This window comes from Streptomyces sp. NPDC056480, assembly GCF_042795405.1.
In the GTDB taxonomy this organism is placed as follows: Bacteria; Actinomycetota; Actinomycetes; order Streptomycetales; family Streptomycetaceae; genus Streptomyces.
On the sequence record NZ_JBHTSA010000003.1, the window covers coordinates 127,251 to 151,732 of the forward strand.

General features: G+C 72.6%; 17 protein-coding genes and 1 pseudogene. 6 read left to right on the forward strand and 12 right to left on the reverse strand.

Going from position 1 to position 24,482, the window contains the following annotated elements:
- Positions 1-229: 229 nt before the first annotated feature.
- Positions 230-1,519, forward strand: coding sequence for a phenylacetate--CoA ligase PaaK (gene paaK, locus ACFQ79_RS02970; RefSeq protein WP_383579051.1), 1,290 nt, complete (start codon positions 230-232; stop codon positions 1,517-1,519).
- Here the strand turns inward: paaK and ACFQ79_RS02975 are convergent.
- On the reverse strand, positions 1,516-3,048 hold the full coding sequence (locus tag ACFQ79_RS02975) for a fatty acyl-CoA synthetase (protein ID WP_383579052.1): 1,533 nt from the start codon (positions 3,046-3,048) through the stop codon (positions 1,516-1,518). The two genes, paaK and ACFQ79_RS02975, sit on opposite strands and share 4 nt — an antisense overlap.
- Positions 3,049-3,163: 115 nt before the next feature.
- On the opposite strand from ACFQ79_RS02975, the gene ACFQ79_RS02980 reads away from it, so the two are divergent.
- Positions 3,164-5,638: a penicillin acylase family protein gene (locus ACFQ79_RS02980; protein ID WP_383579053.1), complete on the forward strand. Its 2,475-nt coding sequence runs from the start codon at positions 3,164-3,166 to the stop codon at positions 5,636-5,638.
- A gap of 110 nt (positions 5,639-5,748) precedes the next feature.
- Here ACFQ79_RS02980 and ACFQ79_RS02985 read toward each other — a convergent pair whose 3' ends face one another.
- Positions 5,749-6,846 (reverse strand): calcium:proton antiporter, encoded by a 1,098-nt coding sequence (locus ACFQ79_RS02985; protein WP_383579054.1) that lies wholly within the window; start codon positions 6,844-6,846, stop codon positions 5,749-5,751.
- A gap of 41 nt (positions 6,847-6,887) precedes the next feature.
- On the reverse strand, positions 6,888-7,292 hold the full coding sequence (locus tag ACFQ79_RS02990; protein WP_383579106.1) for a MarR family winged helix-turn-helix transcriptional regulator: 405 nt from the start codon (positions 7,290-7,292) through the stop codon (positions 6,888-6,890).
- Positions 7,293-7,445: 153 nt separating this feature from the next.
- Between ACFQ79_RS02990 and ACFQ79_RS02995 the strand changes: the two genes are divergently transcribed.
- Positions 7,446-8,423 carry a nitroreductase/quinone reductase family protein gene (locus ACFQ79_RS02995; RefSeq protein ID WP_383579055.1) on the forward strand — a complete coding sequence of 326 codons (978 nt, stop codon included), beginning with the start codon at positions 7,446-7,448 and terminating at the stop codon, positions 8,421-8,423.
- Between the two features lie 48 nt (positions 8,424-8,471).
- Here ACFQ79_RS02995 and ACFQ79_RS03000 read toward each other — a convergent pair.
- Positions 8,472-8,915 (reverse strand): annotated as a pseudogene (locus ACFQ79_RS03000) (hypothetical protein); the annotation flags it as partial.
- Positions 8,916-8,978: 63 nt separating this feature from the next.
- Positions 8,979-9,683, reverse strand: coding sequence for a GNAT family N-acetyltransferase (locus ACFQ79_RS03005; RefSeq protein ID WP_383579056.1), 705 nt, complete (start codon positions 9,681-9,683; stop codon positions 8,979-8,981).
- A gap of 228 nt (positions 9,684-9,911) precedes the next feature.
- On the opposite strand from ACFQ79_RS03005, the gene ACFQ79_RS03010 reads away from it, so the two are divergent.
- Positions 9,912-11,405, forward strand: coding sequence for an MFS transporter (locus tag ACFQ79_RS03010; protein WP_383579057.1), 1,494 nt, complete (start codon positions 9,912-9,914; stop codon positions 11,403-11,405).
- Between the two features lie 37 nt (positions 11,406-11,442).
- On the opposite strand, the gene ACFQ79_RS03015 is transcribed toward ACFQ79_RS03010, so the two are convergent.
- Both ACFQ79_RS03015 and ACFQ79_RS03020 read right to left on the reverse strand, forming a co-directional pair.
- Positions 11,443-12,999: an acyl-CoA synthetase gene (locus ACFQ79_RS03015; protein ID WP_383579058.1), complete on the reverse strand. Its 1,557-nt coding sequence runs from the start codon at positions 12,997-12,999 to the stop codon at positions 11,443-11,445.
- Positions 12,996-14,120 carry an NAD(P)H-dependent flavin oxidoreductase gene (locus tag ACFQ79_RS03020; protein ID WP_383579059.1) on the reverse strand — a complete coding sequence of 375 codons (1,125 nt, stop codon included), beginning with the start codon at positions 14,118-14,120 and terminating at the stop codon, positions 12,996-12,998. Before ACFQ79_RS03020 ends, ACFQ79_RS03015 begins: the two co-directional genes overlap by 4 nt.
- Before the next feature lie 172 nt (positions 14,121-14,292).
- Here ACFQ79_RS03020 and ACFQ79_RS03025 point away from each other — a divergent pair, with 172 nt between their 5' ends.
- The gene (locus tag ACFQ79_RS03025; RefSeq protein WP_383579060.1) at positions 14,293-16,152 is read left to right on the forward strand and encodes a serine hydrolase; all 1,860 of its coding nucleotides are present in this window, start codon (positions 14,293-14,295) and stop codon (positions 16,150-16,152) included.
- A 250-nt stretch (positions 16,153-16,402) separates the two neighbouring features.
- Entirely contained in the window at positions 16,403-18,388 is a 1,986-nt protein-coding gene (locus ACFQ79_RS03030) for an exo-alpha-sialidase (RefSeq protein WP_383579061.1), read from the forward strand.
- 54 nt (positions 18,389-18,442) lie between these two features.
- Here ACFQ79_RS03030 and ACFQ79_RS03035 read toward each other — a convergent pair whose 3' ends face one another.
- The 5 genes from ACFQ79_RS03035 to ACFQ79_RS03055 all read right to left on the reverse strand — a co-directional run bounded on the left by ACFQ79_RS03035 (position 18,443) and on the right by ACFQ79_RS03055 (position 24,335).
- Positions 18,443-19,219 carry an alpha/beta fold hydrolase gene (locus ACFQ79_RS03035; RefSeq protein ID WP_383579062.1) on the reverse strand — a complete coding sequence of 259 codons (777 nt, stop codon included), beginning with the start codon at positions 19,217-19,219 and terminating at the stop codon, positions 18,443-18,445.
- A gap of 79 nt (positions 19,220-19,298) precedes the next feature.
- Positions 19,299-20,207, reverse strand: a complete 909-nt coding sequence (locus ACFQ79_RS03040; protein ID WP_383579063.1) for a LysR family transcriptional regulator — start codon at positions 20,205-20,207, stop codon at positions 19,299-19,301.
- A gap of 37 nt (positions 20,208-20,244) precedes the next feature.
- Positions 20,245-21,444 (reverse strand): glycine C-acetyltransferase, encoded by a 1,200-nt coding sequence (locus ACFQ79_RS03045; RefSeq protein ID WP_383579064.1) that lies wholly within the window; start codon positions 21,442-21,444, stop codon positions 20,245-20,247.
- 3 nt (positions 21,445-21,447) lie between these two features.
- Positions 21,448-22,482, reverse strand: coding sequence for an L-threonine 3-dehydrogenase (gene tdh, locus ACFQ79_RS03050; protein ID WP_383579107.1), 1,035 nt, complete (start codon positions 22,480-22,482; stop codon positions 21,448-21,450).
- A gap of 236 nt (positions 22,483-22,718) precedes the next feature.
- Positions 22,719-24,335 (reverse strand): phytoene desaturase family protein, encoded by a 1,617-nt coding sequence (locus tag ACFQ79_RS03055; protein WP_383579065.1) that lies wholly within the window; start codon positions 24,333-24,335, stop codon positions 22,719-22,721.
- Positions 24,336-24,482 lie beyond the last annotated feature (147 nt).

Sequence of the window (24,482 nt, forward strand, 5' to 3'; positions counted from 1 at the left end):
CAGCACCCGGCCCGACGCCCGGCAACGGGATTACCGGAGGGGTCCCCTTCCCCACAGGGAGCGCCCACCCGGCCCGATCCGCCCGAAACACCTCGAGATGGGATTGAGGCACAACCCGGGAACCTTGCTCCGACCCCTTGCCAACCCCCCGGTGCCTCCGGTTTTACTGACGGGAACGGATCGACCGAATGATCGGTCGTCCGTTTTACGACCGTGGAGGAGTGGCGCGATGACGGAACTGCTGGACAGCGGCGAACGGCTCGGACGCGAGGAGCTTGCGGCCCTCCAGCTGGAGCGGCTGCGCGCGAGCCTGCGCCACGCGTACGAGAACGTGGACTTCTACCGGCGCTCCTTCGACGCGGCCGGGGTGACCCCGGACGACTGCCGTACGCTCTCGGACCTGGCCCGCTTCCCCTTCACCGCCAAGACGGACCTCCGCGACCACTACCCCTTCGGCATGTTCGCCGTCGACCAGTCCCGGATCCGGCGCGTCCACGCCTCCAGCGGCACCACCGGCCGGCCGACCGTCGTCGGCTACACGGACGGCGACCTCGACATGTGGGCGGACGTCGTCGCCCGCTCCCTGCGCGCCGCCGGCGCCCGCCCCGGGCACAAGGTGCATGTGGCCTACGGATACGGCCTGTTCACGGGCGGACTCGGCGCGCACTACGGTGCCGAGCGGCTCGGGTGCACGGTGATCCCCGCCTCGGGCGGCATGACGGCCCGGCAGGTGCAGCTCATCCAGGACTTCCGGCCCGAGATCATCATGGTCACCCCCTCGTACATGCTGACGCTGCTCGACGAGTTCGAGCGGCAGGGTGTGGACCCGCGCTCGACCTCGCTGAAGGTGGGCGTGTTCGGCGCCGAGCCGTGGACGGAGGCGATGCGGAAGGAGATCGAGGAGGCCTTCGCGATCGACGCCGTCGACATATACGGCCTGTCGGAGGTGATCGGCCCCGGCGTGGCCCAGGAGTGCGTGGAGACGAAGGACGGCCTGCACATCTGGGAGGACCACTTCTACCCGGAGATCGTGGACCCGTTCACGGGCGAGGTGCTGCCGGACGGCGAGGAGGGGGAGCTCGTCTTCACCTCGCTCACCAAGGAGGCCATGCCGATCGTCCGCTACCGGACGCGCGATCTGACCCGTCTGCTGCCGGGGACCGCGCGGGTGTTCCGGCGGATGGAGAAGGTCACGGGGCGCAGCGACGACATGATCATCCTGCGCGGGGTGAACCTCTTCCCCACCCAGATCGAGGAGATCGTCCTCCGCACCCCGGCCGTGGCCCCGCACTTCCAGCTCCGGCTGACCCGCGAGGGCCGGCTCGACGCCCTGACCGTACGGGCCGAGGCCCGCGCGGGCGCGACGGGCGAGCAGCGCGCGGAGGCGGCCCGGGCGATCGCGGCGGCGGTCAAGGACGGGATCGGGGTCTCGGTGGACGTGGAGGTGGTCGACCCGGAGACCCTGGAGCGCTCGGTGGGCAAGATCAAGCGGATCGTGGACCTGCGGAAGACGTCCTAGCCGGCCGTTCCGGTCCCTCCTTCACCGTCCGTGTACCGCTCGCGCAGCTCCCGCTTGAGGATCTTGCCGCTCGCGTTGCGGGGCAGTTCCGGGAGGAAGCGGATGCCCTTCGGGGCCTTGAAGTGCGACAGGTTCTCCCGCGCGTGGGTGAGGAGTTCCGTCTCGGTGACCTCGCCGCGCGGGACGACCACCGCCGTGACCGCTTCGATCCAGCGTTCGTCGGGGAGGCCGATCACGGCCACCTCGGCGACCCCCGGGTGGGTGTACAGGGCGTCCTCCACCTGGCGTGAGGCGACCAGCACGCCGCCGGAGTTGATGACGTCCTTCACCCGGTCGACGATCGTGAGATAGCCCTCGGCGTCGCGGACGGCGAGGTCGCCCGAGCGGAACCAGCCGCCCCGGAAGGCCGCCTCGGTCTCCTCGGGCTTGCGCCAGTACCCGTCGCACAGCTGCGGCGAGCGATAGACGATCTCGCCCGGGGTGCCGTCGGGCACGTCCTTGCCGTCCTCGTCGACGACCCGCGCCTCGACATGGCGCACGGGCCGGCCGCAGGAGTCCATCCGGCCCTCGTGCTCGTCGGGGCCGAGGACGGTGGCGAGGGGACCGATCTCGGACTGACCGAAGCAGTTGTAGAAGCGGAGTCCGGGGAGCCGTCCGCGCAGTCCTTCGAGGACCGGTACGGGCATGATCGAGGCCCCGTAGTAGGCCTTGCGCAGGGCCGACAGGTCGCGGCTCGCGAACTCGGGGTGGTTGGCGAGGCCGATCCACACGGTCGGAGGGGCGAAGAGGCTGTCGGCGCGGCCCGCCTCGATCAGGTCGAAGAGGACGGCCGGATCGGGTCCGTCGACGATCGTGTTCTCGGCGCCGACGGCGAGATAGGGCAGCAGGAAGACGTGCGTCTGGGCCGAGTGGTAGAGCGGCAGCGCGTGCACCGGCCGGTCGTCCTCGTGCAGGTCGAGCGCCTCGATCGCGCTCGCGTACTCGTGGACGAGCGCCCGGTGGGTCATCGTCGCCCCCTTGGGCAGCGCGGTGGTGCCCGAGGTGTAGAGCAGCTGGACGACATCCCGGGCGTCGCGGTCGCTGTCGTACGTCTCCGGCTCGGCGAGCGCGTCGAGGAGCGAACCGGGCGCGTCCCGCAGCGCCTTGACCGCGAAGCCGTCCGGTACGCGCTCCGCGAGGGCGGGGTCGGCGAGGACCAGGGAGGCCTCGGACTGTTCGAGGAGGTACGTGAGGTCCTCACCGGTCAGATGGTGGTTGACCGGCACATGGATCAGGCCCGCACGGGAGCAGGCGAGGAACGCGATGAGGTAGACGTCCGAGTTGTGGCCGTAGGTCGCCACCCGGGCGGTCTCGGGCAGGGCGAGGCCGTGGTGCGGTTCCCGCAGGACGGCCGCCGCGGTGGAGACGGCCGCGTCCAGCTCGGCGTACGTCCAGGTCCGGTCGGCGTAGCGGAGGGCGATCCGGTCGGGGACGCGCTGGGCGCTCATGCGCAGGACACCGTCGACGGCGCGGCTGAGGAGTCGATCCATGCGGTGATCCTCCGCGCGTACCGGGCGGAAGGTCAAGTACCGTGCGGGCGCGCCGGACGGGCCCGGACCTCGGATACCGAACGGGATGTTGACACCGGGGCCCGTGACTGCGTGCATGGTCCAACCCGTAGTGCTCATCCGCCCGTTGGGAGGCATCTTGCACCTCCGTACCCGTCTGAGGCACCTGGCGCTCACCGCGTCCGCCCTCGCCGTCGTCACCGCCGCGCTGCCCGGCGCGGCGGCCGCCGACCCCGGGGGCCGGGACCACCATCCGTCCGACCGGGGCCTGTCGGCGGTCATCCGGTACACCGAGTACGGCATCCCGCACATCGTGGCCGAGGACTACGCGAGCCTCGGCTTCGGGACGGGCTGGGCCCAGGCCGCCGACCAGATATGCACGCTCGCGGACGGCTTCCTGACGGTGAACGGGGAGCGCTCCCGGCACTTCGGCCCGGACGCCGCCCCGGACGGCTCGCTGTCGTCCGCCGCCACGAACCTCTCCAGCGACCTGTACTTCCGGGGGGTGCGGGACGCCGGGACCGTCGAGGCGCTGGTCGGCACTCCGGCGCCGGCCGGTCCGAGCCGCGACCTCAAGGACCTCATGCGCGGCTGGGCGGCCGGATACAACGCCTGGCTGCGGAAGAACCGCGTCACCGATCCGGCCTGCGCGAAGGCCGACTGGGTCCGCCCGGTGACCGCACTCGACGTGGCCCGGCGCGGATTCGCCGTCTCGGTGCTCGGCGGCCAGGGCCGTGCCGTCGACGGCATCACCGCCGCCCGGCCGCCGGCCGCTCCCGCCGGCCCGCAACCCGGCGCGGACGGGCAGGTGTCCGCCGCGCGGGCCGACGCGTCCGAGCAGCTCCCCGACCCCGCGCGGGCCGCCGAGGCCGCGCGGGAACTCTTCGCCGTCGAGAACGCCACGATGGGCTCCAACGCCGTCGCCTTCTCCGGAGCCGCCACGGCGAACGGGCGCGGCCTCCTCCTGGGCAACCCGCACTACCCCTGGCAGGGCGGCCGCCGCTTCTGGCAGTCGCAGCAGACCATCCCCGGGAAGCTGAACGTCTCGGGCGCCTCGCTCCTCGGCACGACCGTCGTGAACATCGGCTTCAACGACAAGGTGGCCTGGAGCCACACCGTCGCCACCGGTGTCCCGCTCAACCTGCACCAGCTGACGCTCGCCCCGGGCGACCCGACCGCGTACCTGGTGGACGGCCGGCCCGAGCGGATGACCGCACGTCAGGTGACCGTCCCGGTCAAGGGCGGCACCCCGGTCACCCGTACCCAGTGGTGGACCCGGTACGGCCCCGTCGTCGGCGGGCTCGGCGCACAGCTGCCGCTGCCGTGGACGGCGGGCACGGCGTACGCGCTCAACGACCCCAACGCGAGCAATCTGCGCGGCTCCGACACCGCGCTCGGCTTCGCCAGGGCGCGCTCCACCCGGGACATCGCCGAGGCACTGCGCCGCACCCAGGGGCTGCCCTGGGTCAACACGATCGCGGCGGACTCGGCGGGCCACTCCTACTTCAGCCAGTCGCAGGTGCTCCCCCGGATCACCGACGAGCTCGCCGCCCGCTGCTCCACCCCGCTCGGCCGGGCCACCTACCCCGCGTCGGGGGTGGCGGTGCTCGACGGCTCGCGGTCGGACTGCGCGCTCGGCTCCGACCCGGACGCGGTGCAGCCGGGCGTCTTCGGGCCGGCGAGGATGCCGGTGCTGCGGGACACCCCGTACGTGGAGAACTCCAACGACAGCGCCTGGCTGACCAACGCCGACCGGCCGCTGACCGGCTACGAACGGATCTTCGGCACGACCGCCACGCAGCGCTCGCTGCGCACCCGCGGCGGTGTCGAGGACGTGGCGGCGATGGCGGCGCGCGGCGGTCTGACGGTGGCCGACCTGCAGAGGCAGCAGTTCGCCAACCGGGCTCCGGCCGGTGATCTGGCGGCTGCCGACGCCGCACGGGCCTGCGGGACGGCGCTGCCGGACGATCCGGAGGCCTGCCGGGTGATCGGTGCCTGGGACCGGACGGTGAACGCGGACAGCCGGGGCGCGCTGCTCTTCGACCGTTTCTGGCGGAGGTTCACGGCGGCGGTGCCGTCGGCCCAGCAGTGGACGGTGCCGTTCTCGGCGGCGGACCCGGTCCGCACCCCGAACACCCTGAACGCGGCGGCGCCGGGCTTCACGAAGGCCCTGGCGGACGCGGTGGCGGAGCTGCGGGCGGCGGGGATCCCGCTGGACGCACCGCTCGGCGCGCACCAGTTCGTCGTACGGAACGGGGAAAGGATCCCGGTGAGCGGCGGCACCGAGTCGCTGGGCGTCTGGAACAAGACGGAGCCCGTGTGGAACCCGGCGGGCGGCGGCTACACGGAGGTCGCGCACGGGACCAGCCACGTGCAGGCGGTGGGCTGGGACGGCGGCCGGTGTCCGGTGGCCCGCACCCTGCTCTCGTACTCCCAGTCCTCGAACCCGATGTCGCCGCACTACAGCGACCAGACCCGGCTGTACGCGGGCGAGCGCTGGGTGACCTCCCGGTTCTGCGAGAGGGACATCCTGCGCTCGCCCGCCCTGCGGGTGGTGGTCGTCAGGGGCTGAACGGTTCCGCCCGGCCCGGCGCGGGGCCCTCAGGGGCTGAACGGTTCCGCCCGGCCCGGCGCGGGGCCCTCAGGGGCTGAACGGTTCCGCCCGGCCCGGCGCGGGGCCCGTCAGGGGCTGAACGACAGGAACACGAAGGCGGCGAAGATCGCGAGGTGGACGCCGCCCTGGAGGAGCGTGGCCCGTCCGGGCACCACGGTCAGGGCGCTCACCACACCGGTGAGGACGAGCAGGACCATGTGGAGCGGGCCCAGGCCGAGCACGAGGGGCCCGGACAGCCAGATCGAGGCGAGCGCGATCGCCGGAATCGTCAGGCCGATGCTGGCGATCGCGGAGCCGTACGCGAGGTTGAGGCTGGTCTGGACGCGGTCCCTGCGGGCCGCGCGGACGGCGGCGAGGGTCTCGGGCAGCAGCACCATCAGGGCGATGACGACGCCGACGACCGCCTTGGGCAGGCCCGCCGACTGGACGCCGTCCTCGATGGTCGGGGAGATCAGCTTGGCGTTGCCGACGACGGCGACGAGGGCGACCACGAGGAGTCCGAGGCTGGTCCAGGCGTCGCGCCGGGTCGGCGGGTCCGCGTGCTCGTCCTCCGACTCCTGGCCGGGGCGGGGTACGGGAAGGAAATAGTCCCGGTGCCGGACGGTCTGGACACCGACGAACACGCCGTACAGGCAGATGGAGGCGACGGCGGCGAAGGCGAGCTGGACGCCGGAGAACTCGGGGCCCGGATGGCTGGTGGTGAAGGTCGGCAGGACCAGCGTCATCGTGGCCAGGGTGCAGACGGTGGCGAGCGCGCCGCCGGAGCCCTCGGCGTTGAAGACGGCGACCCGGTTGCGGAGGGCGCCGACGAGGAGGGAGAGACCGACGATGCCGTTGCAGGTGATCATGACGGCGGCGAAGACGGTGTCACGCGCGTAGGTCGAGGTCTTCTCACCGCCTCCCACCATCAGCGAGACGATGAGTCCGACCTCGATGACGGTGACGGCCACAGCGAGGACGAGCGACCCGTACGGCTCACCCACCCGGTGGGCGATGACCTCGGCGTGGTGGACCGCGGCGAGGACGGCCGCGATCAGGCAGAGCGCGATGAATCCGACGGCGAAGCCCGGCAGGTCGCGCCCCCAGGCCGCGACAAGCGCAAGCGCCGCCACCACCGGCCCCCAGGTGGTCCACTGCCGTGTCAATGACGCCGTGCTCGAACTCATGATCCGCATCCTGCCACAAAGGGGGCTTTCGCCCGGTTCGGTCAATCCAGGGGGTCGCTGAGGCCGCGTTCGTACGCGGTGAGGGTCTCGAGGAACATCCGTCGCTGCGCCGCGTCGAGCGGGGCGAGGGCGGAGCGCCAGGCGTCCGCGCTGCGGCCGAGCCAGCCGTCGATGGCGGCGGCGTGCGCCGGCGCGATGGAGACGATCTTGCGCCTGCGGTCGGCGGGGTCCTCGACCCGTTCCAGCACGCCCTTCTTCGCCAGGTCCCCCACCATGAGGCTCACGGTCGTCGGGGCGATCTCCAGGCGGGCGGCGAGCTCGTTGACGCTGAGCGACCCGTCGAACAGGAGATAGGCGAGCAGGGAGAGATGGCGGGGCGCGAGCGTGAGCGTCTGCAGTTCGTCGGGAATCCTGATGCGCTTCGCGCGCGAGACCATCCGAGGCATGAGCAGCAGCAACGTGCGCACGGCCTCGTCGAGTTCCGGCCCGGCGGCGGCCTCGTCCCCCTCGTGTGCGGTTGACACGGTGCACCCTCCCTTTTAGCTTTGCTTTCAAAGCAAATAGATCCGTCGGGATCGATGCTACCGGAAGGCACAGCCATGCCCGATTTCAACCGACAGGTCATCGAGGAGTTCCGCGCCAACGGCGGCCGGGTGGGCGGGATGTTCGAGGGCGCGGCCCTCGTCCTGCTCACCACGACGGGCGCCCGCAGCGGGCGGGCCCACACCAACCCCGCCGTGTACGTGCGCGACGGGGCACGGCTGCTCGTCTTCGCGTCGAACGCCGGCGGACCGAAGCACCCCGCCTGGTTCCACAACCTCAGCGCCGACCCGTACGTGATCGTCGAGCTGGGCACCCCGGAGGGGACCGTCGAGCGCTTCGGCGCGACGGCGGTCGTGACGGAGGGCGAGGAGCGGGACCGGCTGTACGCGGAACAGGCGGAGCGCGACCCGGGGTTCGCCGCCTATCAGGCGGCCACGGACCGGATCATCCCGGTCGTCGCCCTGCACCGGGTGGACCTCGGGGACCCGGCGCGGCACCGGGCGATCGCCGACCACCTGGTCAAGGTCCACGCCGAACTCCGCGCCGAGCTGACGGCGTTACGCGAGGGGCTGGGGTCCGCGGCGGCGGAGGCGGCCGGTCCTGCGGGATCGGCGGACGCGGCGGACGCGGCGGACGCGACGGGAACGGCCGACGCGGTGGGCACGGTGGGCACGGCGGACGCGTCGGGCACGGCGGTACGGGGCACCCCGACGCTCGGCGGCCGGCTCGCCCGCCACTGCCTGACCTTCTGCGGCGCCCTGCACGCCCACCACCACAACGAGGACAGCGCCTTCGACCTCCTGGAGCGCGAGTTCCCGGAGCTGTCCGACTCGCTGGACCGGATGCGCGAGGAGCACAAGGTGGTCGCCCGCACGGTGGAGGAGCTGGAGGCGCTCCTCACCTCGGGGGCCGCACCCGCGACCCTCCGCGCCGAGGTGGACCGGCTGGCCACCCGGCTGGAGGAGCACTTCACGTACGAGGAGGCGCAGCTGGTCCCGGCGCTCACACGCTCCCGGGCCGTGCCGGGAGCGTAGCCACGCCGGCGGACCCCGGGCCGAGCGACTTCGGCACGGGCCTTCGGCTCACGCGGCCTCGGCGGCGGACTTCAGGTCGCGCAGCCACGCTTCGAGGCCCTCGCGGAGAGGCGCGCTCGCGGGGGGACGTCCGCTTCGACCTGGGGCCCGTATGCGTCTCCTCGGTGGGGACGTCCGCTTCGACCTGGGGCCCGGCATGCGTCTCCTCGGTGGCGACCCGCACGCCCCAGCGGACCTCGGTGAAGGTCCACACCTGGACGCCGTCGACGCGCAGCCCGTCGCCGATCGCGGGGCCGGTCCAGCGGATGCACGCGTGGAGCTCGATCTGCCGCACCGTCGAGGTGATCTCCAGATGGTGCGCAGCGGGGCGTCGATCACGATCTCGGTGCGGTGACGGACGAGGGCGTCGGGGACGACGCCCTCCCCGCGGCAGGTGAGGGAGGTGCCGGGGCGGGGCACGCCGGCACGGGAGCCGGCCGCACCGGCGGGTGCGACGAACTGCTGTCGCCCCGGGCCTGAAGCCCGGGCGCGGGGCTCCGAGGCCGGAGGTGTCCCCTAGGGGGTGCGGAAGCCGCGGAAGGTCACGGGCTTGCGCGTCACGAAGCCGAGCTTCTCGTAGAGGGCGCGTGCCCCGGCGTTCGCCTCGGCCACATGGAGGAAGGCCCCTTCTCCCCGCGCCTCGATGCGGGCCGCGAGCGCGCCGACCAGGCGGGCGGCGTGGCCCTGCCCGCGGGCCTCGGGCGCGGTGCAGACCGCGCTGATCTCGGTCCACCCCGGAGGCCTGAGCCGCTCGCCGGCCATGGCGACCAGCGTGCCCTTCTCGCGGATGCCGAGGTAGGTGCCGAGTTCGGGGGTCCGGGACCAGAACGGCCCGGGCCGGGTGCGTTCGACCAGGTCCAGCATCTCGGGCACGCTGTCCGCGCCCAGTTCGACCACGCCCTCGTCCGGCTCGTCCCCCGGACGCCCGGTCGTGCCGTCGCCCGGCCGGATCATCTGGCGGCCCTCCAGGACGAAGACGGGCTCCCAGTCCGACGGCGGGAGGACCGGGCAGCTGAACATGTCGGCGAACGCGCCCCGGCCGAGGAGTTCGGTGAGGTCGGCCCACCTCGCCGGATCCGGTTCGGTGGACACGGCGGCGAAGGTCGAGACCTCCGGCAGATAGGTGACGGCCTTGCCGACGCGGCGGGCGAGATGGGCGTGACGGCCCCTGAGGGACTCGCCCACGGGGTCGTCCAGTACCAAGGGGTCGCGGCCCGCCATCGTGTCGTCCCTCTCATGTTCCGTGCCGAACGGGGAAGGCGGTCACCGTGGGAGACCTCCTCGCGCACGCAGTCTAATTGGGCGGCCGGGCGGACCGCGGGCCCGGTCGGTGTACGGCCAGGTGGCGGGTTCGCGAGCCGCTGGCCGTGTCCGGGTGCGGACGGCGGTACCGCGTGAGACAGCCTGGAACGGTCGCCCCCCTGACTCCCAGTGGCAAGGAGCCGTGTCATGAGTGCCCATGACGACGTGGTGATCGGCACCGTCACGACGAAGGTCCCGGCGCGGCTCGACCGGCTGCCGTGGTCGCGGTGGCACTGGATGATCGTGGTCGGGCTCGGCACCGTGTGGATCCTCGACGGCCTCGAGGTGACCATCGTGGGCAGCATGGCCGGCCGGCTCTCGGAGGAGGGCAGCGGACTGCCCATCACCGACGCACAGGTCACCGGCACGGCCGCGGCGCTGTACGTGGCGGGCGCCTGCTCGGGCGCCCTGTTCTTCGGGTGGCTCACCGACCGCTACGGCCGCAAGAAGCTGTTCCTGATCACCCTCGCGGTCTATCTGGCGGCGACGGCGATGACCGCGCTGTCGTTCTCCGTGTGGTGGTTCTTCCTCTTCCGCTTCCTCACCGGATTCGGCATCGGCGGCGAGTACGCGGCCATCAACTCCGCCATCGACGAACTCATCCCGAGCAAGTACCGGGGCCGGGTCGACCTCGTCATCAACGGCAGCTACTGGCTGGGCGCCGTGGGCGGCGCCCTGCTGTCCGTGGTGGCGCTCGACACCGACCTCTTCGCGATCGACGTGGGCTGGCGGCTGGCCTTCGGGCTCGGTGTCGTGCTCGGACTCGTGATCCTGCTCGTCCGGCGGCACGTACCCGAAAGCCCCCGGTGGATGCTCATCCACGGCCGGTCGGAGGGCGCGGAGGAACTCGTGACCGAGGTCGAGCACCGGGTGGAGGAGGAGAAGCACACCCGGCTTCCGGAGCCGGACCGGTCGATCACCATCGAGCAGCGCCGCTCCATCGGCTTCGTCGAGATCGCCCGTACGCTCTTCCGCGCGTACCCGAAGCGGGCGGTCCTCGGCTTCTCCCTGTTCATCGGGCAGGCGTTCCTCTACAACGCCATCACCTTCGGCTTCGGCTCGATCCTGGTGAAGTTCTTCGACGTCCCGACCGGCAACACCGGTTACTACTTCGCCGTGATCGCCTTCGGCAACTTCCTCGGTCCGCTGTTCCTCGGCCGGCTCTTCGACACCGTCGGCCGACGCACCATGATCGCGGGAACGTACATCCTGTCGGGGCTGCTGCTCTTCGGCACGGCCTGGCTCTTCGACCGCGGCAGCCTCGACGCGACGACCATGACCGCCTGCTGGTGCGTGGTCCTCTTCTTCGCCTCGGCGGGCGCCAGTTCCGCCTATCTGACCGTCAGCGAGATCTTCCCCATGGAGACACGGGCGATGGCGATCGCCTTCTTCTACGCGATCGGAACGGCCGCCGGCGGGATCTCCGGTCCGCTGCTCTTCGCCGAACTGACGGAGAGCGGGGTCGTCCGCGACGCCGTCATCGCCTTCTGCGTCGGCGCCGCCCTCATGGTCCTCGCGGGTCTGGTCGCCCTGTTCTTCGCCGTCGCGGCGGAGGGCCGGTCGCTGGAGGACATCGCGACACCGCTCTCCGCGAAGGCGACACCCGAGGACGGCCCTCCGCCCGCGGGCGCCACCCCCTGAGCGGGCGCCGCCCGCGGGCCGGGAGCCGTCGGGGTAGTCAGAGCGGGCGCTCGTGGCCCTCCCAGTACGGGTCTCGCAGGCGGCGCTTGTAGAGCTTGCCGTTGGGGTCGCGGGGCATCGTCCGGACGAAGTCGACCGACTTCGGGCGTTTGAAGCCGGCGAGGCGGTCGGCGCAGTGGGCCAGGATCTCCTCCGCGAGGGCGGCCCCGGGCTCGTGCCCCTCGCCCGCCTCGACGACCGCCTTGACCTCCTCGCCCCAGTCGGCGTGCGGGATGCCGAAGGCGGCGGCGTCGGCGACGGCCGGGTGGGCCAGGAGGGCTGCCTCGATCTCGGCCGGGTAGATGTTGACCCCGCCGGAGATGATCATGTCGATCTTGCGGTCGCGCAGGAAGAGGTAGCCGTCCTCGTCGAGGACGCCGAGGTCTCCGACGGTGAAGAAGTCGCCGATGCGGTTCTTCGCGGTCTTCGCCTCGTCCTTGTGGTACTGGAAGCCGCCGGTGTTCATCTTCAGGTAGACGGTGCCGAGTTCACCCGGCGGCAGCCGGACCCCGTCGTCGTCGAAGACGGCGAGTTCGCTGATGGGCCAGGCCCGGCCGACCGTCCCGGGCTTCTTCAGCCACTCCTCGGCGGTCGCGAAGGCACCGCCGCCCTCGCTCGCGGCGTAGTACTCCTCGACGCACCGGCCCCACCAGTCGATCATCGCCCGCTTGACGTGCTCGGGGCACGGCGCGGCGCCGTGGATGGCGTGGCGCATCGAGGAGACGTCGTACCGGTTCCGTACCTCCTCGGGCAGGGAGAGCAGGCGGTGGAACTGGGTGGGGACCATGTGGGTGTGGGTGCAGTCGTACCGGTCGATCAGACGGAGCATCTCCTCGGGCGTCCACCGGTCCATCAGGACCAGCGGGTGTCCGATGTGCAGGGCGGCGGCGGCGAACTGCAGCACCGCCGTGTGGTAGAGCGGCGAGCAGACGAGGTGGACGTTCCCGTCGGCCGGCCGGATGCCGAAGATGCCGAGGAAGCCGCCGAGATGGGTCTCCTCGGGGAGCTTCCCGGGGAGCGGGCGGCGGATGCCCCGGGGGCGTCCGGTGGTGCCGGAGGTGTAGTTCATGACCCAGCCGAGGGTGCGGTCGGCGGGCGGGCTCGCGTCCTGCCCTTCGAGCAGTTCGCCGTACGCGCGGAAGCCGGGGATCGTACCGACGGCGTACCGGTGGGCGGCGGGGAGTCCGGCCTCGTCGGCGGCGAGGGTCACGGTCTCGGCGAACCGCTCGTGGGCGACGAGGACCTTGGCCCCGGAGTCGGCGACGATCCAGGCGATCTCGGGGCCGACGAAGTGGTGGTTGACCGGGACGAGGTAGAACCCGGCCTGGCTCGCGGCGAGATGGGCGGTGAAGAACTCCGGCCCGTTGGGCAGGACGACGGCGAACGCGTCGCCGCGCTCGAGGCCGGCCGCCCGCAGCCCGTGGACCAGCCGGTTGGCCTCGGCGTGCAGCCGGCCGGCGGTCCACTCCTCGCCGTCGGGTGCGATCAGGACCGTACGGCCGGGGTCGGCGGTGGCCTGGGCCCAGAATCCGGTGGCTGCGACTGACTGGCTCATGCCTCGCTCCGTCCGGCGATGCGGTTGATGCGGTCGACGGCCTTCTCGAAGCCGCGGGTGAGCTCGTCCACCACCTGCTGGACGCTGCGCTCGGAGTTCATCCGGCCGACGATCTGCCCGACGGGGGTGCCGAGCAGCGGTTCGACCTCGTACCGCTGGATACGGGAGACGGCCTCGGCGACCAGCAGACCCTGGAGCGGCATCGGGAGCGTGCCGGGGCCCGCCGGGTCGTCCCAGGCGTCGGTCCACTCGGTGCGGAGCTGACGGGCGGGCTTGCCGGTCAGGGCGCGGGAGCGGACGGTGTCGCCGGAACCGGCGGCGAGGAGCTTGGCGGTGAGGGCACGGGAGTGCATCTCGGCCTCGGTGGTGGTGAGCCAGATCGAGCCGAGCCAGACGCCCTGGGCGCCGAGGGCGAGTCCGGCGGCGATCTGCTCGCCGCTGCCGATGCCGCCGGCGGCGAGCACGGGCAGCGGGGACACGGCGTCGACGACCTCGGGGGTGAGCACCATGGAGGCGATCTCGCCGGTGTGGCCTCCGGCCTCGTAGCCCTGGGCGACGACGACGTCGATGCCCGCGTCGGCGTGGTGGCGGGCGTGCCGGGCGCTGCCGGCGAGGGCGGCGACGAGGACGCCGTGGTCGTGGGCGCGGGCGACGACGTCCGGGGGCGGGGAGCCGAGGGCGTTGGCGAGGAGTCTGATCGGGTAGTCGAAGGCCACGTCGAGCTGGCTGCGGGCGACCTGCTCCATCCAGCCGGTGATGCGCCAGCCGGAGGCCTCGCCCTCGGCGAGTTCGGGCACGCCGTGCTTGGCGAGCGTGGCGCGGACGAACGCCCGGTGCTCCTCCGGGATCATGGCCTCGACCTCGGCCTCGGTCAGTGTCCGATTCCCCGGGGCTTCGACCTTCTTGGCGGGCATCACGACGTCGAGGCCGTAGGGCAGGCCGTCGGTGTGGTCCTGCAGCCAGTCGAGGTCGCGGGCGAGGTCGTCGGGGGCGGTGTAGCGGACCGCGCCGAGGACGCCGAACCCGCCTGCTCTGGTCAGTGCGGCGGCCACCGCGGGGAAGGGCGTGAAGCCGAAGATGGCGTGCTCGATCCCCAGGGTGCGACTCAGCTCCGTCTTCATGGGCGGCAGGATGCCGCAGCGGCGCGACGGAGGGAAGAGGTTTTCTGATGCATCGTCAGATTCTTTGGGTCGCCGGACGCTTCCGTGACGCGCCTCGGCTCCGGTAGGAAAGTTTCAGATTTTTCCGGCGTGGCCGAAGTTTTCTTTCAAAGGGCTGTGGGAGAGGGTGGGCATGACGGAGGAGTCCAGGAGGGGCCGGGGCCCGAGCCGCCGGGCGTTCGGCGGCGGAGTCCTCGCCCTGGGAGGTGCGCTGATGATCGGTTCGATTCCGGGGGCCGCGGCGGCGCCGGAACCGCGGCCGGGCCCGGGAGACCGAGGAGCGGGGACCCCGGGAGCGGCCGGGGGCGGCGCCTCCCCCGGCGCGCGCAGGACCACCCTGCGACGCGGGTCCGCCGCACGGGCGGGGCTCCTGCCGGAGCACCTGGGCCGGCTGGTCACGGACGCCGAGGCCTTCCTCGCCCCCTCCCCCACGCACCCCTGGTACGCGGGCGCCGTCCTGCTCGCCGGGCGGGGCGGGACGGTGGCCCTGCACCGGCCGATCGGCATGGCCGTGCGGTACGCGTCGTACGACGAGAAGACCGACACCGGCGTGGAGTTGCCGCCGCACGAGCAGGTCCCGATGGCCGAGGACACCGTCTTCGATCTGGCATCGGTCTCCAAGCTCTTCACCTCGATCCTCGCCGTGCAGCAGATCGAGCGCGGGGCATTGGAGCTCGAGGCGAGGGTCACCGCATACCTTCCGGAGTTCGGCGGCGGCGGGAAGCAGGAGATGACCGTCCGTCAGCTGCTCACCCACACGTCGGGGTTCCGGGCATGGATCCCGCTGTACAAGGCGCCGACGCGGGAGGGCAAGCTGCGGCTGATCTGGGACGAGGTCCCGGCGAACCCGCCGGGGTCGGCGTACCTCTACTCGGATCTGAATCTGATCACGCTCCAGCTGATCCTGGAGGAGATCACCGGTCTCGGCCTGGATGTACTGCTCCACGACGAGATCACCGCTCCGCTCGGGATGCACCGCACTCGTTTCAATCCCCCGCTCTCCTGGCGGCCGGGGATCGCCGCCACCGAGGACGCCCGCCCTCCGTGGTCCGGTCTCGACCGGGGCATGGTGCGGGGCGAGGTTCACGACGAGAACGCCCACAGCCTGGGCGGAGTCGCCGGCCACGCCGGGATCTTCTCCCGCGCCTGGGACCTCGCGATCCTCGCCCGCACCCTGCTCAACGGCGGGGCCTACGGCAAGGCCCGCATCCTCTCCCCCGCCTCGGTGGAGCTGATGTTCACCGACTTCAACACCGCGTTCCCCGGCGACGAGCACGGGCTCGGCTTCGAGCTCTACCAGCACTGGTACATGGGCGCGATGGCCACGCCACGGACGGCCGGGCACACCGGCTTCACCGGCACCAGCCTGGTCCTCGACCCGACCACCGACAGCTTCCTGATCCTGCTCGGCAACTCCGTGCACCCGGTGCGCTCCTGGCGCTCGGGGTCGGCTCCCCGCGTCGCCGCGGCGGACCACCTGGCCCGCGCCGTCCCCGTACGCCCCGACCGGGGCCGTACGTCCCCCGAGCCCTCGGCTTCGCTCGGGCAGGGACGACCCCCGTGGTTCTCCGGGATGGCGAGCGCCACGACCGCCACCCTGACGCTCCCTCATGTGCCGCGCGCCGCACGCCTGGAGTGCGCCCTGTGGTGGGACACCGAGCCGGGCGCCGACACGGCCGTCCTGGAGGCCTCGGCCGACGGCGGCACGACCTGGCGGCCGGTTCCCTTCACCACCGACGGGCGCACGGAGCATCCGGCGGGCGCGGTGGGCGGCTGGTCCGGCCGCGTCTGGCACACCGTGTCCGCCCCGCTGTCCGGGACGGACACCGTCCTGCGCTGGCGCTGCACGACGGACCAGCGGTACGTGGGCCGGGGCGTGTACGTGGACGGACTGCGGCTCTACGACGGAGCGGGACGCCCGGTGTTCGACGAGGCGCGGCCGGCGGACGGGGCGCGGATCGAGGCGAACGGCTGGAGCAGATCGGCCGATTGAGCCCGCTCGTCCACCGGGTCGGACCGCTGGTTCGACTGTGCACAAGTGATCATGTGAGGTAGCGTCCCGGCGGGAAGTTCTCACCGGGGGGATGAGACGAACGCGCGGGCGAGCGTCTGTCGTGTCGCCCGTTCGCGGTGCCCTTCCGTCCGCGGGGGCCGCCGCAACCGGCCCGTCGAGCGAGCGGCACGACCGCTTCGAGACCCAGCCGCTCCCTGCCGTTCGCCCTTCCTCACCGAGGTGTTCCTTCATGCTGTCCCTGTCCGAGCGCCGTCCACCGGGCGCGCGCCGCTTCGCGCTGTCCGCATGGATCTGCGCGCTCTCCCTCGCGGTCCTGGCCGCGGTGGTCCTTGCCGTCACTCCGCAGTCGCCCGCCGTCGCGTCGACGAGCGCGGTCACGACCACGCCGACGGTCTCCGCCCAGGAGAGCAACACGCCGTTCCCGGCGGGCGGTACCTACTACTGCACCCGCATCCCGGCCCTCGTCACCACCAAGACGGGCGTCCTCCTCGCCTTCGCCGAGGGCCGAGACCGGGACACCACCACCGGCTGCAGCGACGTCGGCGACAACGACCTGATCATGAAGCGGTCCGTCGACGGCGGAAAGACCTGGGACGCCCAGCCCACGGTCGTCATCGGCGCCGACGACGAGCTCGCCCACGGCAACCCCACGCCCGTCGTGGACGGGGTGACCGGCCGCATCACCCTCCTCTACTCCAGCAGCGACTGGAACAGGAACCGGGCCACGCCGGAACGCAAGGGCTTCGACCGTACGGTGCACGCCGTCCACAGCATGGACGGCGGCCTCCACTGGTCGGCGAGCGTCGCCCAGCCCCAGCTCGACCGGCCCGAGTGGTTCTGGGTCTCGACCGGTCCCGGCCACGGCATCCAGCTCAGCCGCGGCGAGCACTTCGGCCGACTGGTCGTGCCCGGTGACCACCGGGGCGGCGGCAAGGCCGGCGGTCAGCTGTACACCAGCGACGACGGCGGCCTGACCTGGCAGATGCGCGCGGTCTCCGACGCGAGCGACACCGGTTCCTACCCCGCCGAGCTCGCCGTCGCCGAGACCCTCGACGGCCAGGTGTACGTCAACGCCCGCAACTCCGACCTCACCCGCTGCAGCACCAACGAGCACCGGCTCACGGCCACGAGCACCGACGGCGGAGCGACCTTCGCGGCGCCCTTCGTCCCCGTGCCCAACCTCGACACCTCCCCGACCTACGGTTCGCTGCTGCGGCCGACCCACGACCCGGACGGCGGGCCCGGACGGCTGCTGTACTCGGGTCCCTCCCGGCTCGGCCCGAACGTGCTGGAGGACCGGCGCGAGCTGGCCATCCGCTCCTCGTACGACGAGGGGAAGACCTGGAAGACCGTCGGCTCCCTGGTCACGCCGAACCGCAGCGGCTACTCCGACATGTCGCTCCTGGCCAACGGGTCCATCGGCCTCCTGTACGAGAGGGCCGTCAACGTCCCCCACGGGAACGTCGCCTTCATGGCCTTCACCGAGAAGGCCCTGAACGACTCCGAGACCGAGCTGCGCCGTCCGCGGACCGCCGACACGCGCGTCAAGGGTCCCGGCGAGGCCGGCAACCACGCCGTCATCCACGGCGGCGCGCAGCTCGGATCGCGTCTCGGCGGCGTCGCCATGGAGTTCGACGGCCAGGACGACTACCTGCGTCTCGTCTGCTCCCCGACCCTGCGGGTCGAGGACGGGGACTTCACCGTCACGGCCTGGTTCAAGCACTCGGCCACGACCGGCACCCTGCCGGTCATCTGGGCGTACGGCGCGCAGGGGCCGCACTTCTCGGTCCGGTCCGAACCCGGCGGCGGGGTCATGCGCGGCACCGTCGGCACGAGCATCGGCACCACCGAGGTGACGCTGCCGTCCTCGTACAACGACGGCGCTTGGCACCACGTCGTCTTCACCCGCAAGGGCCTCACCCTCGGCCTCGCCGTCGACGGAGGTTCCGCGGCCACGGCGACCATGCCGACGGGACAGTCGGCGGAGGAGCGGAACGCCACGCCGGTCGGTCCCTTCAACATCCACATCGGCGCCCGGCCCGACTTCCCCAGCCAGCCGTCCGGCGTGACGCAGCTCTTCCGCGGCACCCTGGACGATGTACGGCTCTTCGGCACGGCGCTGACCGACGCCGAAGCGGCCGAGGTGAAGGCGGGCTCCCTCGCGGTGCGCAACAGCGAGGAGAAGCTCCGCCTCGGTTTCTCCACCATCTGGTAGGCGGGCGAACCCCGGCCGGCGGACGTACCGCCCGCCGGCCGGGGCGGCCGCGGCTCAGGCCGCCTCCGCGTACAGCTCCTCGATCAGCCGGGCGACCCGCCCGGGTTCCCGCAGCGTCGGGTAGTGGTCCGAGGCGGCCAGCCGGACGAGGCGGCAGCCCGGGATGCGTGCGGCCATCTCCTCGTTGCAGCGCACGACCTCCGGCCGGTCCCGCTCGCCCAGCGCGAGCAGGGTCGGCGCGGAGATCTCCCCGAGCCGGTCGAAGGCGGGCGGGCCGGTGAGCTGGTGGCCGATGTTGCTGAACCAGGCCGGCAGCACGGCCCGGCAGAGCGCGGCCGCGACCGGGTCCGACTCGGGGGTTCCGCCCGCGGCCTTCGCCCACGCCCGCAGACCGAGCCGGACGATGCCCTCCATGTCGCCGGCCGTGGCCAGCGGCTCCAGGCGCTCGAAGAACTCTCCCGCGGCCAGCCCCTCGTACCCGGTGACACCGGGGACGAGCAGCGCGAGGCCCGCCACCCGCTCGGGCGCTTCGAGGGCGAGGTCGACCGCGGTGGCCCCGCCCATGCTGGAGCCGACGAGGACCGCCCGCTCGATCGCGAAGTGGTCGAGGACCTCGGCCAGATCGCGGACCGGGAGGTACTCGGCGGTGGGCGCGGGCGAGCGTCCGTAGCCCCGCACGTCGTAGCGGATCACCCGGCGTCGCGCGGTGAGCGCCGGCAGGACCGGGTCCCACACCGCGGAGTCTCCGACACCGGGATGGAGGAGGACCAGCGGCAGGCCGTCGCCTCCCGCGTCGTCCGCCCAGACCTCACCGTGACTGACACGCACCATGGTCTCCACGGTTCCCCAGTCTGGTGCGGCCCGCGGGGCTCCGCCGGCACCCGGACGGCATATGGCGACATCGCGTCCGTCAGGCGCCGGATTCCGATGCCACGCCCAGGGCGGTCAGGACGGGGCTGATCAGGGGGTGGTCCTCCGCGCCCCGCCGGACGGCGGCGAAGACCCTGCGGGTCGGGGCGACGCCCTCGATCGGGCGGACCTCCACGCCCGATAGTTCCATGCCGCGCAGGGCCGAACGCGGCACGAGCGCCACGCCCGCGGACGCGGCCGCGAGGGCGACCACGGCGCGGAAGTCGTCGGACGAGTGCTCCGGGTTCAGGGTGAACCCGGCGTATTCGCAGGCCAGGACGGTGACGTCATGGCAGGGGTTGCCGGCCGACTGGCCGATCCAGGCGTCCTTCGCGAGGTCGCCGAGCGCGACCCGCTCACCGGCAGCCAGCGGGTGGCCGGGCGGCAGGACCGCGTCGAAGGGCTCCGCGTAGAGCGGGACACGGGTGAGGCGGGCATCGTCCTCGCCCGGCGCGCCCCGGTACTCGACCGCGACGGCCACGTCGACCTGCCGGTCGAGGACCATCATCAGACTCTCGTCGCCCTCGGCGTCCCGGACCCGGACCCGGATGCCGGGGGCGGAGTCGGCGAGCGCCCTGATGGCCGGGGCCACCACCAGCCCGATGCCGGTGGCGAAGGCGGCGACCGTGACCGTGCCGGCCTCGCCGGAGCCGTAGGCGGCGAGCTCCGACTCGGCGCGCTCCAACTGGGCCAGGACGGCGTTGGCGTGGCTGAGCAGGATCTCGCCGGCCGGCGTAAGGCGGGCGCCGCGGGCACTGCGGTCCACCAGGCGGTGGCCGGTCTCCTGCTCCAGGGCGGCGAGCTGCTGGGAGACGGCGGAGGGGGTGAGATAGAGCGCGGCGGCCGCCGCCGTGACCGTGCGGTGGTCGGCCACCGCACGGAGGATGTGCAACCGCCGCGCTTCGATCATTCCCCCAGTCTCGCAGGCCGCGGGGCCTGCGCCCGCCTCAGCCCCGGAGGGCGGCGCGGGCGTCGACGAACGCGTCGACGGCCCGGTTGACGTCCTCCGTGGAGTGGGCGGCGGAGAGCTGGACGCGGATGCGGGCCTGGCCCTGCGGCACGACCGGGTACGAGAAGCCGATCACGTACACGCCGCGCTCCAGGAGCAGCTCGGCCATGCGGCCGGCCTCGGACGCGTCGCCGATCATGACGGGGGCGATGGCGTGGTCGCCGGGGAGGATGTCGAAGCCCTCCGCCGTCATCCGGGTCCGGAACAGCTCGGTGTTGGCACGCAGCCGGTCGCGCAGGTCGCCGGCGGACTCCAGCAGGTCGAGGACCTTCAGGGAGGCGGCGGCGATCACCGGGGCGAGGGTGTTCGAGAAGAGGTACGGGCGGGAGCGCTGGCGCAGCAGGGCGACGATCTCGGCACGGGCGGCGACGTAGCCGCCGGAGGCGCCGCCGAGGGCCTTGCCGAGGGTGCCGGTGATGATGTCGACGCGGTCCATCACGCCGTGCAGCTCGGGGGTGCCGCGGCCGCCGGGGCCGACGAAGCCGACGGCGTGCGAGTCGTCGACCATGACCATGGCGTCGTAGCGCTCGGCCAGGTCGCAGATCTCGCCGAGCGGGGCGACGTAGCCGTCCATGGAGAAGACGCCGTCGGTGACGATGAGCTTGCGCCGGGCGCCGCCCTCCGTGGCCTCCTTGAGCTGCTGCTCCAGGTCGGCCATGTCGCGGTTGGCGTAGCGGAAGCGGCGGGCCTTGGAGAGGCGGATGCCGTCGATGATCGACGCGTGGTTGAGGGCGTCGGAGATGACGGCGTCCTCGGCGCCGAGGATGGTCTCGAAGACACCGCCGTTGGCGTCGAAGCAGGAGGAGTAGAGGATCGTGTCCTCCTGGCCGAGGAAGGACGACAGGCGCGCCTCCAGCTCCTTGTGCACCTCCTGCGTGCCGCAGATGAAGCGGACGGACGCCATGCCGTAGCCCCAGCGGTCGAGGGCGTCGTGGGCGGCGGCGACCACCTCGGGGTGGTCGGCGAGGCCCAGGTAGTTGTTGGCGCAGAAGTTCAGCACCTCGCCCGGGCGGCCGCCCGAGACGACGGCGACGGTGGCCGACTGGGGGGTGCCGATGACGCGCTCGGGCTTGTGGAGTCCGGCCTTCTGGATCTCGTCGAGAGTGGCACGGATGTCGTCGCGTACGGAATCGAACATGGGTCAGGCTCCCGCAGTCCAGTCGAGGATGATCTTGCCGCTCTTGCCGGAGGCCGCGTCGTCGAAGGCGGCCTCGAAGTCGGTGTACGCGTAGCGTCCGGTGACGACGGGCGAGAGGTCGAGTCCGCCCTCCAGGAGCACCGACATCGCGTACCAGGTCTCGAACATCTCGCGGCCGTAGATGCCCTTGATCGTGATCATGGAGGTGACGATCTTCGCCCAGTCGACGGCGAAGTCCTCGCTGGGCAGGCCCAGCATGGCGATCTTGCCGCCGTGGGTCATGTTGGCGACCATGTCGCGCATCGCGCGCGGGTTGCCGGACATCTCCAGGCCGACGTCGAAGCCCTCCTTGAGCCCGAGGGTGCGCTGGCCGTCGGCGATGGTCTGCTCGGCGACGTTGAGGGCGAGCGTGACGCCCGTCTTGCGCGCCAGGGCGAGGCGCTCCTCGCTGACGTCGGTGATCATGACGCTGCGGGCGCCGGCGTGCTTGGCGACGGCGGCGGCCATGATGCCGATCGGGCCCGCGCCGGTGACGAGGACGTCCTCGCCGACGAGCGGGAAGGACAGCGCCGTGTGCACGGCGTTGCCGAAGGGGTCGAAGATCGCGGCGATGTCGAGGTCGACGGGGACGCGGTGCACCCACACGTTGGAGGCGGGCAGCGCCACGAACTCGGCGAACGCGCCGTCCCGGCCGACGCCGAGGCCGATGGTGGCGCGGCAGAGGTGGCGGCGGCCGGCCAGACAGTTGCGGCACTTGCCGCACACGAGGTGGCCCTCTCCGCTGACCAGGTCGCCGACGGTGATGTCGGCGACGTCACGGCCGACGGAGACGACCTCGCCGACGAACTCGTGGCCGAGGGTCAGCGGCGTGGCGATCGTCTTCTGCGCCCAGCCGTCCCAGGAGCGGATGTGCAGGTCGGTCCCGCAGATACCGGTCCGCAGCACCTTGATGAGCACGTCGCCGGGACCGGTCTCCGGCTCGGGCACGTCCGTGAGCCAGAGTCCCGGCTCCGCCTTCAGCTTGACCAACGCCTTCAATGCCACGGCTCCCGACGTGCGTGTCCTGTGATGTGCGGGGTACGGGCACGGCAGCGCGCCCAAGATCCCTGGAACAGAATCTTCCGTACGGAGCGCTCGCGGTCCATCGAGGATTTCTTAAGCGCGCTCGCAGATCAGCTTCACACCACAGGCGGGGGCGGGGCGACGTCAACGCGTCCGAACGGAGAGGACACCCTCGGGTCCCCTCCGTCCGGGCCGATGTACGTGCACCCGGGTCAGCGGCCGAGGGCCGCCATCGCCGCGTTGTGGCCGGGGATGCCGCTGACTCCGCCGCCGCGGATCGCGCCCGCGCCGCACAGCAGCACGTTGGCGTGGCGCGTCTCGACGCCCCAGCGGCCGGGGCTCGCGCCTGTGCCCGCGTCCGTGCCCGCGCCCCCGTCCGCATCCGCGTCCTCCGTGGCGTACGGGAAGGACAGGTCGCGGTGGAAGATGTGGCCTCCCGGGAGGCGCAGCTCGCGTTCGAGGTCGAGCGGGGTCTTCGCCTCGATGCAGGGGCGGCCGTCCGCGTCGAGGGCGAGGCAGTCGGCGATCGGCTCGTCGAGGTGGGCGTCGAGCTGCTCGAGGGTCGCCGCGAGGAGCGCGGCGCGGGTGCCGTCGTTGTCGGCGGCGAACAGCCGGGCGGGGGTGTGCAGCCCGAACAGGGTGAGGGTGTGGTGGCCCGTGGCGGCGAGTTCGGGGCCGAGGATCGTCGGGTCGGTCAGGGAGTGGCAGTAGATCTCGGAGGGCGGCGCGGAGGGCGGCCGGCCGGCGGTGGCCTCGGCGTGGGCGGTGGCGAGCTGGCCGTAGCCCTCGGCGATGTGGAAGGTGCCGGCGAAGGCCTCGTGCGGGTCGACGGAACGGTCGCGGAGCTTCGGCAGCCTGGTCAGCAGCATGTTGACCTTGAGCTGGGCGCCTTCGGGCGCGGGCGGGGGCGGGTCGCCGAGGAGGGCGGCGAGGTCGCGGGGCGAGGCGTTGACGAGGACGTGGCCGGCCTCGACCGTGCCCTCGCCGTCCGCGGTGCGGAAGGTGATCGCGGCGCGCTGCCCGTCGGTCTCGATCCGGGTGGCCTCGTGACCGGTGCGGATGTCGGCCCCGGCGGCGCGGGCCGCGTCGGCGAGGGCGTCGGTGAGGGCTCCCATGCCGCCGACGGGCACGTCCCAGTCACCGGTGCCGTTGCCGATGACGTGGTAGAGGAAGCAGCGGTTCTGGAGGAGCGTCGGGTCGTGGGCGTCGGAGAACGTGCCGATGAGGGCGTCGGTGAGGACGACGCCGCGGACGAGGTCGTCGGCGAACTCCCGCTCGACGGTGACGCCCAGCGGTTCCTCGAAGAGCATCCGCCAGGTGTCGGCGTCGTCCACGCGGGCACGGAGCGCGGCACGGGTGGGGAGGGGCTCGGTGAGGGTGGGGAAGATCCGGCGGGCGGCGCGGCCGGTCCGCTCGTAGAAGGCCTGCCAGGCCTCGTACTCGCGGTCGGAACCGGTGAGTTCGGCGAAGGAGGCGCGGGTGCGGTCGGTGCCGCCGCCGACGAGCAGGCCGCCGTCGCCCTTCGGGGTGTATGAGGAGATGGACCGTTTCCGTACGGCGAACCTCAGCCCGAGCTCGCGCACGATCTTCTCCGGAAGGAGCGAGACGAGGTACGAGTACCGGGACAGGCGCGCGTCGACCCCGGCGAACGGCCGGGTGGACACGGCCGCCCCACCGGTGGAGCCGAGCCGCTCCAGGACGAGCACGGAGCGCCCGGCACGGGCGAGGTAGGCGGCGGCGACGAGGCCGTTGTGTCCTCCGCCGACGACGACGGCGTCGTACGAGCGGGAGACGGGCCGGACGTCCGGGAGCAGGTCGGGGGCAGTCATGGCTCATGCTCACACGGAGGCGACGGCCGGGGAAGGGGACGACCCGGGGCGGCGCGGCGCCCGCCCGGGCCGAGGGCGACCCCCGGGGCCCGGGCCGAGGGCGACCCCCGGCGGCCCGGGTCGGCGGCGGCCCCCTGGGGCCCGGGT

Bases quoted from the DNA above. Each gene is read 5' to 3' on its own strand.
- paaK (WP_383579051.1), top strand. From the start codon at position 230: ATGACGGAACTGCTGGACAGCGGCGAACGGCTCGGACGCGAGGAGCTT.
- ACFQ79_RS02975 (WP_383579052.1), bottom strand. From the start codon at position 3,048: ATGGATCGACTCCTCAGCCGCGCCGTCGACGGTGTCCTGCGCATGAGC.
- ACFQ79_RS02980 (WP_383579053.1), top strand. From the start codon at position 3,164: ATGGTCCAACCCGTAGTGCTCATCCGCCCGTTGGGAGGCATCTTGCAC.
- ACFQ79_RS02985 (WP_383579054.1), bottom strand. From the start codon at position 6,846: ATGAGTTCGAGCACGGCGTCATTGACACGGCAGTGGACCACCTGGGGG.
- ACFQ79_RS02990 (WP_383579106.1), bottom strand. From the start codon at position 7,292: ATGCCTCGGATGGTCTCGCGCGCGAAGCGCATCAGGATTCCCGACGAA.
- ACFQ79_RS02995 (WP_383579055.1), top strand. From the start codon at position 7,446: ATGCCCGATTTCAACCGACAGGTCATCGAGGAGTTCCGCGCCAACGGC.
- ACFQ79_RS03005 (WP_383579056.1), bottom strand. From the start codon at position 9,683: ATGGCGGGCCGCGACCCCTTGGTACTGGACGACCCCGTGGGCGAGTCC.
- ACFQ79_RS03010 (WP_383579057.1), top strand. From the start codon at position 9,912: ATGAGTGCCCATGACGACGTGGTGATCGGCACCGTCACGACGAAGGTC.
- ACFQ79_RS03015 (WP_383579058.1), bottom strand. From the start codon at position 12,999: ATGAGCCAGTCAGTCGCAGCCACCGGATTCTGGGCCCAGGCCACCGCC.
- ACFQ79_RS03020 (WP_383579059.1), bottom strand. From the start codon at position 14,120: ATGAAGACGGAGCTGAGTCGCACCCTGGGGATCGAGCACGCCATCTTC.
- ACFQ79_RS03025 (WP_383579060.1), top strand. From the start codon at position 14,293: ATGACGGAGGAGTCCAGGAGGGGCCGGGGCCCGAGCCGCCGGGCGTTC.
- ACFQ79_RS03030 (WP_383579061.1), top strand. From the start codon at position 16,403: ATGCTGTCCCTGTCCGAGCGCCGTCCACCGGGCGCGCGCCGCTTCGCG.
- ACFQ79_RS03035 (WP_383579062.1), bottom strand. From the start codon at position 19,219: ATGGTGCGTGTCAGTCACGGTGAGGTCTGGGCGGACGACGCGGGAGGC.
- ACFQ79_RS03040 (WP_383579063.1), bottom strand. From the start codon at position 20,207: ATGATCGAAGCGCGGCGGTTGCACATCCTCCGTGCGGTGGCCGACCAC.
- ACFQ79_RS03045 (WP_383579064.1), bottom strand. From the start codon at position 21,444: ATGTTCGATTCCGTACGCGACGACATCCGTGCCACTCTCGACGAGATC.
- ACFQ79_RS03055 (WP_383579065.1), bottom strand. From the start codon at position 24,335: ATGACTGCCCCCGACCTGCTCCCGGACGTCCGGCCCGTCTCCCGCTCG.